Source organism: Gordonia hongkongensis, from assembly GCF_023078355.1.
GTDB classification, from domain to species: Bacteria; Actinomycetota; Actinomycetes; order Mycobacteriales; family Mycobacteriaceae; genus Gordonia; species Gordonia hongkongensis.
In genome coordinates, this window is sequence record NZ_CP095552.1 from 4,285,172 (window position 1) to 4,301,455 (window position 16,284).

Genomic DNA, 16,284 nt, shown 5'->3' on the forward strand with positions numbered 1-16,284 from the left:
TCCGCGACGCCCCCGGTCAGCGGACGGCGTCCGACGTATCCCCCGACGACCTGCGTGGGCGCAGCACGATCTCGTCGAGACGCCGACGATGATGCTCTTCGATGGTCATGCCCGCCTGGATCTCGTCGACGAGGGCTGCAGCGACGTCGCGGATCTTCACGTTCTCCTGCTGTGAGCGCCACCGGAGCACATCGAACGCCCGGTCGGCGTTGACTCCGTAGACCAGCATGAGCATGCCCTTGGCCTGCTCGATCACGCCGCTGCTGTCGCGGAAGGCTCGTACCTGGTCGTCGACCCGCCGTTGCACCACGGCCATCTCGGCGTCGGTCAGGTCGAGGTAGAAGCCCTCGGTGCCGATGGCGCGCCCCGCGGCGTCGGTGATGGAATGCGCGATGACCGCAACCGGGCGGACCCGCCCGGACGTGTCGACGATGCGGTGCCGACTCGAGAACGGCGCGTGATTGGTGAGCATCTCGGCCAGCACGGCGTCGAAGTGGGCTCGATCGTCGGGGTGCTTGTGGCGGCGCATGAGTTCGGTGGTCGGTTCGACCTCCTCTGGCGCATAACCGTGCAGGGCGGCGACCTCATCGGACCATTCCCACTTCTCGCCCTCGTAGAAGAAGCGGAAGTCGCCGATACGTTGCATGCCCGCCGGCATTCGGTCGGGCACTTTGTTCTCTCGCCCCGTCGGCAGGCCGCCCCGTTCGTGGTCGGCGTCCCCGCAACGAGGACCGTGCTGACTTGGCTGCACGCGAGAAATTCTATGGTTCGATGTCGGGCCACGGCCGGAGTTCGCCGGTTACGGCTGTCGCCGGAGACGGTCGCACGCGGCGGATGACCGATACCGTGTCCCCTCCGGCACACACCGACACCGGGTGCGTCGTCACACCAACGTCGCGAGTTCCCGGATCGTCTCGGTGTCGCGGGCGGTGACCATGAGCATGGTGACGCCGGCCGCCTCCCACTCCTTGATCTGAGAGCGCACCTCGTCGGCCGTGCCGACGAGCATCGTCTCGCGGACCATCTCGTCGGGCACCGCGGCCATCGCCTCGGCCTTCTTGCCGCTGAGGAACAGGCTCACGATCTCGTCGACGGCGTCGGCGTAACCCATCCGCTTGTACAGCTCGGCATGGAAGTTCTTCTCCTTGGCGCCCATTCCGCCGACGTAGAGCGCCGTCGACGGCCGGTAGCGATCGATGGCCGCGGACACATCGTCGGTGATGACGACCTGAACCGTCGCGGCCACCTCGAAGTCGTCCCGGGAACGCCGTGCCCCCGGCCGGGCGAACCCCTCGTCGAGCCACGAGTTGTACTGGTCGGCGAGGCCCAGGCTGAAGAAGATGGCGAGCCAACCGTCGGCGATCTCGGCGGTCTGCGCGACGTTCTTCGGCCCTTCCGCGCCGAGCCAGATCGGCACGTCGGCGCGCAGCGGATGCGTGATCGGCTTGAGCGGTTTGCCGAGCCCGGTCGCCCCGGGCGCGTCGGCCGGATACGGCAGCGGATAGTGCGGACCCGAGCTGGTCACCTTGCCCTCCCGGGCGAGCACGTCCCGGACGACACGGACGTACTCGCGCGTGCGCGCCAACGGTTTTGCGAACGGTTCGCCGTACCAGCCCTCCACCACCTGCGGGCCCGACACCCCGAGCCCGACGATGTGTCGGCCGCCGGAGAGATGGTCGAGGGTCAGCGCGTGCATGGCGAGGGAGGTCGGCGGCCGCGCCGACAGCTGGGCCACCGCCGTGCCCAGACGGATGCGCGAGGTCGCCGCGCCCCACCAGGCGAGCGGCGTGTACGCGTCGGAGCCCCACGACTCGGCGGTGAAGACCGCGTCGAACCCGCATTCCTCCGCGGTGGCGATCAACTCCGGCGCTTCTCGAATCGGATCGGCACCCCAGTACCCCAGTTGCAGACCGAGCTTCACAACCACTCCCCTTCTCGCCGGGCCGCGCTTCCCACGGCCTGACATGCATCTTGTGCCCAATACTAGAACGTGTTCTACTCGAGATGTGAGCATGAGCGTAACGTCTCCGGCCGCCCCGAATCCCGTCGCCGAGGTGCCCGAGCCGAAGTCCCCCATCCTGACCGCTCCCCTGACCAACTCCTTCGACTACACACGGTCGCTGGGCCCGGTCCTGAGCCAGTTCGCGCTCGCGTTGCGCGATGGCCGGATCATCGGGTCCAAGGGCAGCGACGGCAAGGTGTCGGTTCCCCCGGTCGAGTTCGACCCCGTCACCGGCACCCAGTCCGCCGAGTTCGTCGAGGTGTCGACCGTCGGCACGGTGACCACGTGGACGTGGAACCCCGAGCCGCTGCCGGGCCAACCGTTGGACACGCCGTTCGCGTGGGCGCTGATCCGTCTCGACGGCGCGGACACCACACTGCTGCACGCGGTTTCGGCCGACTCGCCCGACGACCTGTCGACCGGCCTGCGGGTCCACGCCGTCTTCGGCGCCGCGCGCATCGGCCGGATCGACGACATCGCGTACTTCGCCCCCGGCGAGGAACCCGCCACCGCTCCGGCCAACACCGCCGACGCCCCCCAGGGCGCGGAGGCGGGGCTGCTCGTCATCCCCACCCCGGTCAGCACCGCGATCACGCACTCGGCCAACGAGGAAGAGTCCGTGTACCTCGAAGGACTGAAGGCGGGCAAGCTGATCGGCACCCGCATCGGTTCGGGAGTCGACGCGGGGCGCGTGTACTTCCCGCCCCGCGGCGTCAGCCCCGCCGACGGTTCACCCGCATCCGAGCGCGTCGAGTTGGCCCACACCGGCATCGTCACCACGTTCTGCATCGTCAACGTGCCCTTCCAGGGACAGCGGATCAAGCCGCCCTACGTGGCGGCCTACGTGCTCCTCGACGGGGCGAACATCCCGTTCCTGCACCTGATCCTGGACTGCGAGGCCTCCGAGGTCCGGATGGGCATGCGCGTCAAGGCCGTCTGGCTCCCCGAGGACGAATGGGAGTACTCGATCGGCAACATCAGCCACTTCGCGCCCACCGGAGAGCCCGACGCCGAGTACGAGACCTATAAGGACCACCTCTGATGACACTGCCACCGATCGCGATCATCGGCTTCGCGCACAGCCCGAACATCGCCGGCTCCCACGGCACCACCAACGGCGTCGAGATGCTGATCCCCTGCTTCGACAAGCTCTACGCCGAACTCGGCATCGCCCGCACCGACATCGAGTTCTGGTGCAGCGGTTCCTCCGATTACCTTGCCGGACGGGCATTCTCGTTCATCTCCGCGATCGACTCGATCGGTGCGATGCCGCCGATCAACGAGTCCCACGTCGAGATGGACGGCGCCTGGGCGCTGTACGAGGCGTGGGTGAAGATCGCGACGGGCGAGGTCGATCTCGCCCTCGCCTACGGATTCGGCAAGGCCACCGCGGGCAACGCCGACCAGACGCTCACCCTGCAGACCGATCCGTACACCGTCGCCCCGCTGCATCCGGATGCCCGGTCGCTCGGCGCCCTGCAGGCTCGCGCCGGCCTCGACGCGGGCGTGTGGACCGAGGCCGACATGGCCGCGGTCGGTGCTCGGACCTTCGGCGGTTCCGTCGACGAGCTGCTCGGTCGTGAGTACGTCGCGAACCCGCTGCGACAGCACGACATCGCGCCGTACACCGATGCCGCCGCAGCGGTCGTCATCGCCAGCGAGCGCAAGGCCCGCGAGCTGGTGGCCAACCCTGCCTTCGTCACCGGGTGGGATCACCGCATCGACACACCCAACTTCGGGGCACGCGATCTCACCGTCTCACCGTCGACGAAGCTGGCCGGCGACACCGCCTTCGGCGACCGCAGCCGCGCGGTCGACGTCGCCGAGATCAACGCGTCGTACACGCACCAGGAGATCATCGTCCGCAACGCGCTCGGACTCCCCGACTCGGTGCGCATCAATCCGTCCGGCGGTTCGCTGGCCGGCAACTCGCTGTTCTCCGCAGGTCTCCAGCGGATCGGGTACGCGGCCAACGAGATCCTCGGCGGCAACGCCGGCACCGCGGTCGCCCACGCCTCGAGCGGCCCGCTGCTGCAACAGAACATGGTGGTCACCCTGAGTGCCCAGAACAACGAGGGGGCCTGAGAACTGATGGGACACAACAATCGTGCCGCGGTGCTGGGCACCGGGCAGACACGGTACGTCGCGAAGCGGTCCGACGTCACGATGGCGGGCATGGTCCGCGAGGCCATCGACGCCGCGCTGATCGACTCCAAGGTCTCGCTCGACGACATCGACGCGATCGTCATCGGCAAGGCCCCGGACCTCTTCGAGGGGTCGATGATGCCGGAGCTCGCGATGGCCGAGGCCATCGGCGCGGTCGGCAAACGCCTAATCCGCGTACACACCGCGGGTTCGGTCGGCGGTTCGACGGCCAATGTGGCCGCGTCGCTGGTCTTTGCGGGCGTGCACAAGCGGGTCCTGGCCGTCGCCTGGGAGAAGCAGTCCGAGTCCAACGCGATGTGGGCCCTGTCGATCCCGGTGCCGTTCACCAAGCCGGTGGGCGCCGGCGCGGGTGGCTTCTTCGCCCCGCACGTCCGCGCCTACATCCGGCAGTCCGGCGCGCCCGAGCACATCGGGGCGATGGTCGCCGCCAAGGATCGCCGTAACGGCGCGCTGAATCCGCTTGCGCACCTGCACCAACCGGATCAGACGGTCGAGAAGGTCATGAGCTCGCAGATGCTCTGGGACCCGATCCGTTACGACGAGACCTGCCCGTCATCGGACGGGGCCTGCGCGGTCGTCATCGGCAGCGAGGATGTCGCCGATGCCGCGATCGCCGCAGGCGATCCGGTGGCGTGGATCCATGCCACCGCGATGCGCACCGAGCCGCTGTCCTACGCGCACCGCAACGTCGTCAGCCCGCAGGCCGGTCGCGATGCCGCGGCCGCGTTGTGGAAGGCCGGCGGCATCAGCAACCCGCTGGAGGAGATCGACGCCGCCGAGATCTACGTGCCCTTCTCCTGGTTCGAGCCGATGTGGCTGGAGAACCTGGGATTCGTGGCCGAGGGCGAGGGGTGGAGGCTCACCGAATCCGGCGACACCGAGATCGGCGGGCGCATCCCGCTCAACGCGTCCGGCGGTGTGTTGTCGTCGAACCCGATCGGGGCGTCGGGCATGATCCGGTTCGCCGAGGCCGCCATCCAGGTCATGGGCAAGGCCGGCGACCATCAGGTCCCGGACGCCCGGAAGGCACTGGGCCACGCCTATGGCGGTGGCTCGCAGTACTTCTCGATGTGGCTCGTCGGCGCCGACAAGCCCCTGCACTGAGCGGAACCTCGTGGCATTCATGCGCGCCATATGTGCGCATGAATGCTACGAAGTGCGTTCGGGGACAGCGCAGGCGAGGCCGTCGGCCATTCCCGTGGGTCGCACACCCAGCGACTGGTTGAGACGCGCCCGCTGATTCTCCCAGGCCACGGTCATCGCGAGTTCGACGATCTGCGTCTCCGACAGGTGTTCGGCCAACCGGCGGCGCAGGTCCGCGAGATCGTCGCCGACAGCCGGCGTACGGGTCATCGCCTCGGCGTAGCCGATCACGAGTTTCTCCAGATCGGTGTAGGCCGTCGACTCCTGGTAGCGCGGCAGATCGCGGAGTTGCTGCTGGGTGATCCCGGCGCCCGACGCCAGCGCGGAGCCGATGTCGAGGCAGAACTCGCAACTGACCATCCCGGCGGCCTTGAGTTCGGCCAGTTCTTTGAGTTTCGGGTCCATCCGGTTGGACAGCAGCATCGCGCTCTCCATCCCGGCGATCCCGCCCGCCACCAGCGGCCGACGAGCGAGGTGGCCGACGAGTTCGGCGCGATGACGACGAGCCCGCCGCATCGCGCGTACATAATTCCGGATTCGATGCAGTGCTCTCATACCCGCCCTTCCCGATCCGGCCGAAAACTGTAACGCCGCCCCAGCACATATGTGACCAGCAGCACCAGGGCAGCCACACCGACCGCACCGTGGGCGACCGCACCCCAGGCGAAGACGCCGATCTCGTGGAGACCGCGTCCGCCCATCACCAGTCCGAGCGGCACGCCCACGATGACGGCGACGGGTAGCCACTGGCGACGCGTCGAGGCGACCGCGATCGCCGCGCCGACGGCGATGAACGCCAATCCGCCGTCGACCATCGCGTGCTGGTTGAACGGCTCGCCGAGCGACGCCGAGATCCACTCGCCGGCAATCATGTTCCCGACGCCATGGATGATCAGGATCGCGCCGAGCGCGGCCGCGGCCACCTGCGCCGCCGACCACCGTCTTCTCCGACGACCGGCAGGCGCAGGATGCAGTATCCGGTCGACCGCCGCGTAGGTCGACGCGGGCGGATCGGGCCGCAAGGCACCGGCGAGCAACTCGAGTTCCGGGTCCGGAGCATTCGGGACATCGCGCCCGTCGAGAACTGCCGATATCGCGTCATCGAGTCGTTCGGCCGCAGCGATGTCCACGGGGTCGAACTGTTCACTCGGATCGTGAGGCGTCACCTCGGCATCACCTCCCTCAATTTCGCCACCCCGCGATAGACGAGCATCCGCGCGGCCGTCGCCGAGATCCCCATCGCCGCGCCGATCTCCTCGGAGGTGAGTTCGGTGGCGAATCGGAGGGTCACGGCTTCTCGTTCGCGCGCCGTCAGAACCCACAACCGGCTGCGCACGTCGTCGGCCGCGGCGGCCCGCAGCATCGCGGTCTCGGGATCGCCGTCGTACCCAGACGCCCCGGCGTCGCCGACGTCGACCTCGGCGACCGGCACCTCGCGGGATCGCCGGACCCACCAGTCCGCGACGACATGCCGCGCGATCCCGATCAGCCAGGCGCCGACGCTGCCGCGCCGGTCGTCGAACCGGTCCCACGAGCGCATCGCCTTCACGAAGACCTCCGCGGTCACGTCGTCGGCGTCGGCGGCCCCGGGCACACGGGTCCGCACGTAGCGCCAGACCCCCGCAACGTGTTCGCGGTACACCGCGTCGAACTGATCGACCGCGCCGGACTTCGAGTCGCTCCCCCTCCGTCGACGACGCCGTGGGGGCGTCGGTGAACCTGTCACCCCATCTTCGGGCCCGGCCGACGCACTGTAACGACGGATGGGAGAACCCGGCCCACAAACGACCGCGGGCGGGACAGGGTGAGCACCCTGTCCCGCCCGTGGCGGCTCGTGTTGCGACTATCCGGCCTTGCGCACCGAGTTGATCGTCTTCTCGACTTCCCAGAAGGCGCGCAGCGCCGACAGCTTGCCGTCGGCGTCGGCGCGATAGGTGAACACCCCGCGCGCCTCGGAGACGTGGCCGGCGATGTGGGTGACGATGCTGCCGATGTAGGCGACCTCGTTCCCGCAGATGATCTCCTCGTCGAAGCGGAACTCGATGCTCTCGGTCGTCCCGATCGATTTGTCCCAGAATTCCGAGATCTGCTCATGCCCGCGGAATCCGACGCCGTCCGGGTCGAACATCGACGGGCCGACCGGGTCCTCGACCGTGGCGTCGGCCGCGAAGTTGTCGATCCAGGCCTGTTTGTCCCTGGATTCCACGAACTCACGCGAACGACGCCCAGCCACGACTGCGGGATGGTTCTCCCGGTCGATGCCGAGGTAGGCCGGTGTCTGCTCTGCTGCGGTCACTTGGTGCCGTAGTCGACGCGGAGTTCCTTGACGCCGTTGATCCAGCCGTGGCGCAGGCGGCGCGGTGCGTCGAGCTTGGTGATGTCGGGCACCATGTCGGCGAGCGCGTTGAACATCAGGTTGATCTCCATCCGCGCGAGGTTCGCGCCGACGCAGAAGTGCGCACCGTTGCCGCCGAACCCGACGTGCGGGTTGGGATCGCGCATGATGTTGAACGAGAACGGATCGTCGAAGACGTCCTCGTCGTAGTTCGCCGAACCGTAGAACATGCCGACGCGCTCACCCTTGGCGATGTCGACGCCGCCGATCTGCGTGTCGCGCTTGGCCGTCCGCTGGAAGCAGTTGACCGGGGTCGCCCACCGCACGATCTCGTCGACCGCGGTCGCCGGGCGCTCCTTCTTGAACAGTTCCCACTGATCGGGGTTGTCCAGGAAGGCATTCATCCCGTGGCTGATGGCGTTGCGGGTGGTCTCGTTGCCGGCGACGGTCAGCAGGATGAAGAAGAACCCGAACTCGGTCTCGTCGAGCGACTGCCCGTCGATGTCGGCGTTCACCAGCGTGGTGACGATGTCCTCACCGGGGTTCTTGCGCTTCTCCTCGGCCATCGTGTAGCCGTAGCCGAGAATCTCGGCATTGGCCTGCTGCGGGTCCGTGGTGTAGTCCGGGTCGTCGGCGTTCATCATCGAGTTCGACCAGTCGAACAGCTTCTCCCGATCCACCTCCGGCACGCCGAGGAGGTCGGCGATGGCCAGCAGCGGCAGGTCGACGGCGACGTCCTTGACGAAGTCGCCACTGCCCTTCTCCGCGGCCCGCGTCACGATCTCGCGCGCGGCGTCGTCGAGCTTCTCCTCGAGTGAATGCACGGCGCGCGGCGTGAACAACTTGGAGACCAGCTTGCGCAGGCGGGTGTGCTCCGGCGGATCGTGGTTGATCAGCAATGCCTTGGTGATCTCGATCTGATCGGCGGTCATGTCGTCTTCGAAACGCATGATGACGCCGTTGGCGTTGGTTTCCCAGTCCTCGTTGTTCTTGGAGATCTCGCGCACATGGGCGTGCTTGGAGATCACCCAGTACCCGCCGTCGTGGAAACCACCGCCCTTGCCGGGCGCCTGGGCATTCCACCAGACCGGCGCGGTCTTGCGCAGTTGCGCGAACTCCTTCACGGGGATTCCCTGCTCGAGCAGATCGGGGTTGGTGAAATCCCACCCCTCCTGCTCCATGAACGGGCACTTCGCGACTACGTCGGAAGGGCTCGTGCGCGCAGAATCCGCCGGGGTCGGCTCGCTGCCGATCGGGGCGCTCTGGGCCTGGGTCACGTCACACCACCTCGCTGTGAGATTTAGAACCTGTTTCAACCACATTGAAGCACACTGTGACGCATACGACACCCTCAGATGAGAACTTGTTCTAGTTTTGTTCCCGGTCCGGTATCCCGACCTGCGATCTTCTGTCGCAGATCCGTTCACATTCATCGTCGTGCAGCGTCGACGCATGGCGTCGAACACCCGCCGAGTGGGCCGTCCTGCCCGCATCATCCACCCCAGCGTAGACGCAAACATAGAACGTGTTCTAGCGTGATCACAGCGGCCTCGACGGACCGTCGTGGCCTCATCCGTGGACATCCGGGTTCACCGGTACGAACGAAGGAGTGGCGATGGGCGTTCCCGTCATCGTGGAAGCGGCGCGCACGCCGATCGGCAAGCGCAACGGTTGGCTCTCGGGCCTACACGCCGAGGAGTTGCTCGGCATCACCCAACGCGGCCTCCTCGAGAAGGCGGGCCTCGACCCCGCCCTCGTCGAGCAGGTGATCGGCGGCTGCGTGACCCAGGCAGGCGCCCAGGCCGGCAACATCACGCGCAAGGCCTGGCTGTCCGCGGGTCTGCCGGAGGCGACCGGAGCCACCACCATCGACGCACAGTGCGGTTCGGCGCAGCAGGCCAACCATCTGATCGCTGGGCTCATCGCCTCCGACGCGATCGACATCGGCGTCGCCTGCGGGGTGGAGACAATGTCGGTCGTTCCGCTCGGTGCGAACGTCGGCACCAATGCCGGTCCGTACCACGCGGATTCGTGGGACGTCGACATGCCGAACCAGTTCGAGGCCGCCGAACGGATCGCCAAACGCCGCGGTATCACGCGCGCCGACATCGACGCGCTCGGCGAGCGCAGTCAACGCAACGCCCGCAAGGCATGGGACGAGGGTCGATTCGACCGCGAGGTCCTGAGCCTCAAGGCGCCCGAGCGCACCAAAGAGGGCGAACTGACCGGGAACATCCTCGACATCAGCCGTGACCAGGGTCTGCGCGACACCACGCTCGAATCCCTGTCCGCGCTCAAACCCGTTCTCGAGGGCGGTATCCACACCGCTGGAACGTCGTCACAGATCTCCGACGGCGCGGCCGCCGTGCTCATCATGGACGAGTCCCGGGCACGCGAACTGGGCCTGACACCGCGCGCACGCATCAAGGCGCAGGCGCTCGTCGGCGCGGAGCCGTACTTCCACCTCGACGGTCCGGTCCAGGCGACCGAGCGCGTCCTGGCCAAGTCGGGTATGTCGTTGTCCGACATCGACATCTTCGAGATCAACGAGGCGTTCGCGTCCGTGGTGCTCAGCTGGGCCCAGGTCCACGGCGCCGACCTGGACAAGGTCAACGTGAACGGCGGTGCCATCGCCCTGGGACACCCCGTGGGCAGCACCGGGTCTCGCCTGATCACCACCGCCCTGCACGAACTGGAGCGTCGGGACGGTCAGACCGCGCTGGTCACGATGTGCGCCGGCGGCGCCATGGCCACCGGCACCATCATCGAGCGCATCTGATGCCCGCACTCGACCCGAACAACAAGCCCGCGCAGCTCGATTCGCCGATCGTCAGCAAGATCATCAAACTGGGGTCGAAGGCGAACACCGCGCTGTACAAGGCCACCGGTGGTCGTGTCGGGGGCACCTGGCGGGTCGGTGCGGGCCTCCGCAAGCCCGCGCCGGTGTGCTTGCTGACCACCATCGGCCGCAAGTCGGGACAGCCGCGCACCGCGCCGCTGATCTACCTACGACGCGGGGACGCCTTCGTCGTCGTCGCCTCCCAGGGCGGCTCGGCGAAGAACCCCGCCTGGTACCTCAATCTCCGGGACAACCCGCAGGTCACCATCCAGATCGGCAAGGAGAAGCACGACCTCGTGGCGCGCACCGCCACCGATGCCGAGCGCGCCGAGCTCTGGCCTGATCTCGTCGACACCTACGCGGACTACGACACCTACGCCGCCTGGACGGAACGAACGATCCCGGTGGTCATCTGCGAGCCGGCCCGCTGATCGCTCAACACCTTCTGCTCTCCCGAGGTGCAACATCCTCCGCTCCCTGAGGTGTGAGGAGAGCAAGATCCTCCGCTCCCTGAGGTGTGAGGAGCGATAGCGACGAGCCACGAAGGGCGGCAGGGCATCTCACCAGACCCTTCGTGGCTCGCTTCGCTCGCACCTCAGGGAGCAGTGGGCCGTCGCCCGCCTCAGGGAGCAGGGGGCCGTCACGCTCGCACCCTCGGTCGCCAGACCCTTCGTGACGCGCCCTCCGCAAGCTCCGGACGCTGCTAGTAATAGCTGGAAGGGCTGGTAACTGGGACATCCTCCTGATGTGGTCATAAGGGGCTTGGTTATCCCAACCACAAAAGGAGGATGTCAATGTCTAAGGCTAGTCGTTTGAGTCGTGGAGACAAGCGTCGCAACGATCGGTTGAGCAAGTTCCGGGGCATCGTGCGCCGTGACTACGCGGTCGCAGCGATTGATCTGGCGTCGAAAAAGCAAGTTGTCGCTGTGGTCGATCACGACTCCCGCATCGTGGCGCGCAGAACTTTTCACTGCGCGCCACCGCAGTTGGCCACCGCGATCGAGTGGAGCCGTACCGCCGCTACCGCTGCCGGGTTTGCCGGCATCGTCATCGCGTGTGAACCGACCGGGCATCGCTGGAAAACGGTCCGAGACCTGACCGCGGCGGTCGGGGTGCAGATGGTGTGTGTGCAGCCGATCGCGGTGGCACGGGCCCGAGAGACCGAAGACTTCACCCACGACAAATCCGATGACAAAGACGCCCTGCTGATCGCACGGCTGACCACCCAACTTCATATCTATCTGCCCGAACACGCCGACGAGCAATGGACCCGGCTACGTCACCTCGGCGTACGCCGATCCCAGCAACTCACCCGCCGTGGTGCGGCGCAGCAACAAGCCCGCGACCTCCTCGAAGGCGCCTGGCCCCACGCCCTTGACTGCGCCGGGCAACCGTTCAAATCGGTGACCTGGCTGGCCGCGATGGCCGTCATCGGTTGCACCCCGGAAACGTTGACCGCCCAGGGCAGCCGGGAACAGGCGGTGGCGTGGCTCCGCGAACACGTACGCGCCGAACTGCCCTGCTGGGGTGGGCGTCGGGTCACTACCCGCATCCTGGTCGCGATCGTCGATGCCGCTTTCGCCGTCCAGACCGAGACCACGATCACCGCCGAGGCCGGTGCGCTGGAACGGGCCCGCTACGCCTTGGCCGACTTTCACCACGCCCGCACCGCCTGCGAGCAGGTCGAGGCGGCCATGATCGAGGTCCTCACCGGGCTGGGCCTGCACGAACTCGCCGGATCCATTCCCGGAGTATCGGCGGTCTCGGTGGCGGCGATCCTCGCCGAAACCGGTGACCTGACCCGCTTCGACTCGGCGCGGGCGGTAGTCAAACATGCCGGACTATGCCCCCGGGAGAACTCCTCCGGCGCCTACCGCGGCGCCACCCGCATCAGTGGTCGTGGCCGGCCGCTGTTGCGGGTCGCCGCCTGGCGAGCGGCGTTCGCGGCGTTGACCCACAACGAGGTATACGCCGCCCGCTATCGGCACCTGACCAGCCGAGAAGCAAACCGCCTCAACCCCAACCAGGCCCGGGTAGCGATCGCCGCGGCTCTGTTGCGGCAGCTATACGTCGTCATCACCACCGCCACGCCGTGGAACCCTGACATCGCTGCCGGCCGTACCCGACCCGTAGAAAGGACCGCCGCCTGACCCCTAAACCCCTTCCGGCCGGGACAAGCTCGCTGCTCCTTGGGCACATAAGCCCGACCCTGAGCCTGAGCAGTCCCACCCCGGCGCGAACCAAGCTCGAATGAAGGCTGTTGGGTACCAACCCGTTTGACCGCTAGGTAGAGCCCGCGCCAGGCAACGACCCCGGCCATCCAAAACCCCACCATCATCCATCCCGCAGCCACCACCGGCCGCCGGGCCACACCCCCACGCCCACACCCATCACAGGACCCTGTTGACACAAACCCTCATAGGCTGCTCAGGGAGCAGGAAGACGCGCCCTCCGGGCGCTCCTCAGGGAGCAGAGGGGCTCAGGGAGCAGAGGCCGCCACCCGCCTCACGAAGCCGGGACCAGCCCGCGGGGTCCCGGCCGGTCCAGTTGGCCAGTCGCTCAGTGGGTCCGGCGCCGGGGCGGGGTTCGACGACGACGCCGAACGGCACGTTGGGGTCGGTGCGGATCTCGGCCGGGATGAACTGCTGCGCGACCGCGAGGGTCGCCTCGGCCGTCGCGCGATCGGCTTCCGCGGGTTGGCCTGTCGCGACGGCGAGGTCCCAGCCGTGCACGAGGGTCTCGCTGACATAGCCCCAGAGCGCGCCTGCGCCGGGTACCTCACCCCACGGCACCTGGACCATGCGGGTCAGCGACGCATCATCGGCCCATCCCTCCAGGGCGGCCTCGACCAGCGCGGAGTAGGTGGCAGCGTCGTGCTCCTCGGCGATCGTCCGCATCGTTCGGACGTCGAGTCCGTCGGCGAGGGCCCGGGCGCGCTCGGCGGTCGCCACGACGTGCGCCGAGAGTGTCCGGACGTCGAAGTCCTCGCAGGGAGTGGGCGCTTCCAGCTGCTCGTCGGCGATCCCGGTCAACAGTGCGGCGACCCAACTAGTTGCCACTCGGAATGCGGGACGGGGGTCGGCGGGTGCGGCCGGGGCGGGCACGGCCTCTGGTGTGGTTACGGTCATGATGACGTCCTTTCCTGGTAGTCGGTCGGTCTGACACCAGTGAATCCGCAATACACGACATCTACTGTCATGTATTCGGGAGAGAATCATGATCGTGCGCGCCGAACGTCTCATCGCCCTGCTGATGGTGCTGAAGAAGCACGAGCGGGTGACCGCCGCCGAGTTGGCCGCCGAGCTCGGGGTCTCCGAACGAACCGTGCTCCGCGACATCGACGCGCTGTCGCTGTCCGGCGTGCCGGTCTACGCCGAGCGCGGCCGGCACGGCGGCTTCGCGTTGTTACCGGGGTATCGCACCGATCTCACCGGACTGACCGTCGACGAGGCCACGTCGTTGCTCGCCGGTACCGGACGGGTCGACTCCCCCGCGTTCACCAGCGCCATGCGCAAGGTGACCGCCGCCCTGCCCGAGGCGCACCGGAGTCATGCCGTGCGCGCCGCGCAGCGGATCCTGGTCCGTCCGGAGGGTTTCGTCAGAACCCCGGAGATCCTCGACGGCCTCCAGGCCGTACAACTCGCCGTGTTCGAGGGCCGACGGATCCGTGTGAGCTACCGGAGCCGGGGTGCGCCCACCCCGCGCGAGCACGTCCTCGACCCGATCGGACTCATCGTGGCGGGCGAGACCTGGTACCTCGTCGCCACCTCACCGCGCAGCACGTCGCACGACGGCGCCGGCTCGGCGGAACGCATGTACCGCGTCTCCCGGATGAGCGACGTGGACGTCCTCGACGAACCCGCGCGCCGGTCCGATGACGTCGACCTCGGCGAGATCTGGGAGCGGCATCGTGACGCGTTCCGACGCTCCTTCGAACCCGTCGACGTGGTGATCGACTGCTCGGCCGACGATGCCGAGCAGATCGAGTCAATCGCCGCCGCAACATATCTCGACCGCTCACCAGAAGGACGATGTCGGCTCGGACTCCGGTTCGCCGACCGTCGCCACGCCACGCGCGCGTTGTGGGCGTCGATGTTCGACCACGACTTCGTGGTCTGCGAGCCGGAATGGCTCCGAACCACGCTCACGGCCCGCGCCCGCGTTGTCGGCGGCGACTGAGGCGAGCACATCGGGCCGCCTGCACCGAACGAATGAATCCTCTGGCGAGGCCCCCCTGCCTGTGGTCTGATTCTCGAATGTTCGGGGTTCTCACTCCATGTCGGCACGCACTCGACGACGACCTGATGGACCAGTGGCGCTCCCACCTGTGCGGGGTCTGTCTGTCGCTGCGCGACAACCACGGCCAGTCGAGCAGGTTGACGGTCAACACCGATGCGGTGATGGTGTCGATCCTCACCGCAGCCCAGTCGACGTCGGAGTGCGCCTCCACCGAGGCCGGTCGGTGTCCCCTACGCGGAATGCGCACGGCGACAGTCGTGTCCGCCGACGAACCGGGTGTCCGCCTCGCCGCGACCGCCTCCCTCACCCTCGCCGCCGCGAAGGCGGCCGACGTCGGCAACGAGCAGCGACACGCGCTGGCGCCCCGTCGGCCGGTACGCGCGAAGCTCGCCGACTATGCCGGGAGCCACCTGCGCCGGAATGCCGCGGCCGACACCGAGGTCGCCCGACGTCTCGATGTCGACGGGATGATGACGACGCTCTCTCGTCAAGCCGAGATCGAGTCGACGAGCGTCGTCCTCGACGACCTCACCCGGGCGTCGGCAGTGGCTGCGGCACAGGTCTTCTCCGCGTCGGCGATACTCGCCGACGCACCCCGCAACGAGGCAGCGCTCTCCGACATCGGTGCCGATTTCGGCCGGATAGCGCACCTCTTGGACGCGGTCGACGACTATGACTCCGACGCCGAGCAGGGACGGTACAACCCACTCCGGTCCACCGGAACGTCGCCGGAGACCGCGCTCGAGCAGTGCCGGCGACTCGCCTCCGCGATCCGGACCCGCTACGCCGACCTCGAACTCGTCGACGACCGACTCCTACGAGTGGTGTTGCTCGACGGACTGCGCCACGCGATCCACAAGCGCATGCACCCGCACGCGGAGGCCCCTTCGGTGGTCGCCGACTCGCGCACCCAGTGGCCGCCGCACCGGCCGTTCGGCTATCCGACCGAGTGGCCGTACCCGCCACCCTTCAAACCGAATCGATCGTTCCACGAACGGATTCTGCCGTTCATCGGCGTCTCGTGCTTCGGCAAGGCCTGCTGCGTCGACCACTGGAATCACTTCACCGACAAGTACAAGGACGCGGTCTGCGACGACTGCGACTGCTGCGATTGTTGCGACTGCTGCGACCTGTGACCCGCCCGGGCGGGTCAATTGAGGAGCGAGCAATGCGCTCCCCCTGTGCTCCTTGAGGTGCGAGCAATGCGCTCCCCCTGTGCTCCCCGAGGTGCGAGCAATGCGCTCCCCCTGTGCTCCCTGAGGTGCGAGCGAAGCGAGCCACGAAGGGCGCCGCAACCTGTCTCACCAGGCCCTTCGTGGCTCGTCGACCTCGATGCGCTCCTTCGTCGCTTGCTCGGCCCGGCGGCTAACGCTCCTCACACCTCAGTATCTGCGGCCAGGCGGCCGTCGTGGACAACGAAAGAACCTCCGCTCCCTGAGGAGGCCGGAGCTTGCGGAGCCGTCACGAAGGGTCCTGGTGAGCCGGTTGCGAAGACCCTTCGTGACGCGCCCTCCGCAAGCTCCGGGCGCTCCTCAGGGAGCAGGGGGCAGGTCGTTACTT

At 67.7% G+C, this 16,284-nt stretch carries 16 protein-coding genes; 8 read left to right on the forward strand and 8 right to left on the reverse strand.

Going from position 1 to position 16,284, the window contains the following annotated elements; translation table 11 throughout:
* Window positions 1-16: 16 nt before the first annotated feature.
* Together MVF96_RS19340 and MVF96_RS19345 are read right to left on the reverse strand one after the other, a co-directional pair.
* Complete coding sequence (locus MVF96_RS19340) at window positions 17-658, reverse strand: PAS and ANTAR domain-containing protein (protein WP_159371973.1); 642 nt, start codon at window positions 656-658, stop codon at window positions 17-19.
* A gap of 225 nt (window positions 659-883) precedes the next feature.
* Complete coding sequence (locus MVF96_RS19345) at window positions 884-1,921, reverse strand: LLM class F420-dependent oxidoreductase (protein WP_247450093.1); 1,038 nt, start codon at window positions 1,919-1,921, stop codon at window positions 884-886.
* Between the two features lie 91 nt (window positions 1,922-2,012).
* Here MVF96_RS19345 and MVF96_RS19350 point away from each other — a divergent pair, with 91 nt between their 5' ends.
* Genes MVF96_RS19350 through MVF96_RS19360 form a run of 3 tightly spaced genes read left to right on the forward strand, consistent with a single transcriptional unit; the run spans window position 2,013 to window position 5,272 of the window.
* Entirely contained in the window at window positions 2,013-3,044 is a 1,032-nt protein-coding gene (locus MVF96_RS19350; RefSeq protein WP_247450095.1) for an OB-fold nucleic acid binding domain-containing protein, read from the forward strand.
* Window positions 3,044-4,087, forward strand: a complete 1,044-nt coding sequence (locus MVF96_RS19355) for a thiolase domain-containing protein (RefSeq protein ID WP_058253562.1) — start codon at window positions 3,044-3,046, stop codon at window positions 4,085-4,087. The genes MVF96_RS19350 and MVF96_RS19355 overlap by 1 nt, the downstream gene beginning before the upstream one ends.
* A 6-nt stretch (window positions 4,088-4,093) precedes the next feature.
* Window positions 4,094-5,272 (forward strand): thiolase domain-containing protein, encoded by a 1,179-nt coding sequence (locus MVF96_RS19360; protein ID WP_247450096.1) that lies wholly within the window; start codon window positions 4,094-4,096, stop codon window positions 5,270-5,272.
* A gap of 45 nt (window positions 5,273-5,317) precedes the next feature.
* On the opposite strand, the gene MVF96_RS19365 is transcribed toward MVF96_RS19360, so the two are convergent.
* From MVF96_RS19365 to MVF96_RS19385, 5 genes are all read right to left on the reverse strand, one after another.
* Window positions 5,318-5,866: a carboxymuconolactone decarboxylase family protein gene (locus tag MVF96_RS19365; protein ID WP_247450097.1), complete on the reverse strand. Its 549-nt coding sequence runs from the start codon at window positions 5,864-5,866 to the stop codon at window positions 5,318-5,320.
* Entirely contained in the window at window positions 5,863-6,477 is a 615-nt protein-coding gene (locus tag MVF96_RS19370; protein ID WP_247450099.1) for a hypothetical protein, read from the reverse strand. The genes MVF96_RS19365 and MVF96_RS19370 overlap by 4 nt, the downstream gene beginning before the upstream one ends.
* Window positions 6,474-6,953, reverse strand: coding sequence for an RNA polymerase sigma factor (locus MVF96_RS19375; RefSeq protein ID WP_247452140.1), 480 nt, complete (start codon window positions 6,951-6,953; stop codon window positions 6,474-6,476). Before MVF96_RS19375 ends, MVF96_RS19370 begins: the two co-directional genes overlap by 4 nt.
* Before the next feature lie 201 nt (window positions 6,954-7,154).
* Window positions 7,155-7,607 (reverse strand): nuclear transport factor 2 family protein, encoded by a 453-nt coding sequence (locus MVF96_RS19380; RefSeq protein ID WP_065629762.1) that lies wholly within the window; start codon window positions 7,605-7,607, stop codon window positions 7,155-7,157.
* Window positions 7,604-8,923 (reverse strand): cytochrome P450, encoded by a 1,320-nt coding sequence (locus tag MVF96_RS19385; RefSeq protein WP_137810448.1) that lies wholly within the window; start codon window positions 8,921-8,923, stop codon window positions 7,604-7,606. Before MVF96_RS19385 ends, MVF96_RS19380 begins: the two co-directional genes overlap by 4 nt.
* A 338-nt stretch (window positions 8,924-9,261) precedes the next feature.
* On the opposite strand from MVF96_RS19385, the gene MVF96_RS19390 reads away from it, so the two are divergent.
* From MVF96_RS19390 to MVF96_RS19400, 3 genes are all read left to right on the forward strand, one after another.
* Complete coding sequence (locus MVF96_RS19390; protein WP_247450101.1) at window positions 9,262-10,425, forward strand: steroid 3-ketoacyl-CoA thiolase; 1,164 nt, start codon at window positions 9,262-9,264, stop codon at window positions 10,423-10,425.
* Window positions 10,425-10,916 carry a nitroreductase family deazaflavin-dependent oxidoreductase gene (locus MVF96_RS19395; RefSeq protein ID WP_137810450.1) on the forward strand — a complete coding sequence of 164 codons (492 nt, stop codon included), beginning with the start codon at window positions 10,425-10,427 and terminating at the stop codon, window positions 10,914-10,916. Before MVF96_RS19390 ends, MVF96_RS19395 begins: the two co-directional genes overlap by 1 nt.
* A 414-nt stretch (window positions 10,917-11,330) precedes the next feature.
* Entirely contained in the window at window positions 11,331-12,635 is a 1,305-nt protein-coding gene (locus MVF96_RS19400; protein WP_247449427.1) for an IS110 family RNA-guided transposase, read from the forward strand.
* Between the two features lie 312 nt (window positions 12,636-12,947).
* On the opposite strand, the gene MVF96_RS19405 is transcribed toward MVF96_RS19400, so the two are convergent.
* Window positions 12,948-13,613: a TIGR03086 family metal-binding protein gene (locus tag MVF96_RS19405; protein WP_247450102.1), complete on the reverse strand. Its 666-nt coding sequence runs from the start codon at window positions 13,611-13,613 to the stop codon at window positions 12,948-12,950.
* A gap of 94 nt (window positions 13,614-13,707) precedes the next feature.
* On the opposite strand from MVF96_RS19405, the gene MVF96_RS19410 reads away from it, so the two are divergent.
* Both MVF96_RS19410 and MVF96_RS19415 read left to right on the forward strand, forming a co-directional pair.
* Entirely contained in the window at window positions 13,708-14,664 is a 957-nt protein-coding gene (locus MVF96_RS19410; RefSeq protein ID WP_247452141.1) for a helix-turn-helix transcriptional regulator, read from the forward strand.
* A 77-nt stretch (window positions 14,665-14,741) separates the two neighbouring features.
* On the forward strand, window positions 14,742-15,860 hold the full coding sequence (locus MVF96_RS19415; RefSeq protein ID WP_137810454.1) for a DUF5685 family protein: 1,119 nt from the start codon (window positions 14,742-14,744) through the stop codon (window positions 15,858-15,860).
* Window positions 15,861-16,284 lie beyond the last annotated feature (424 nt).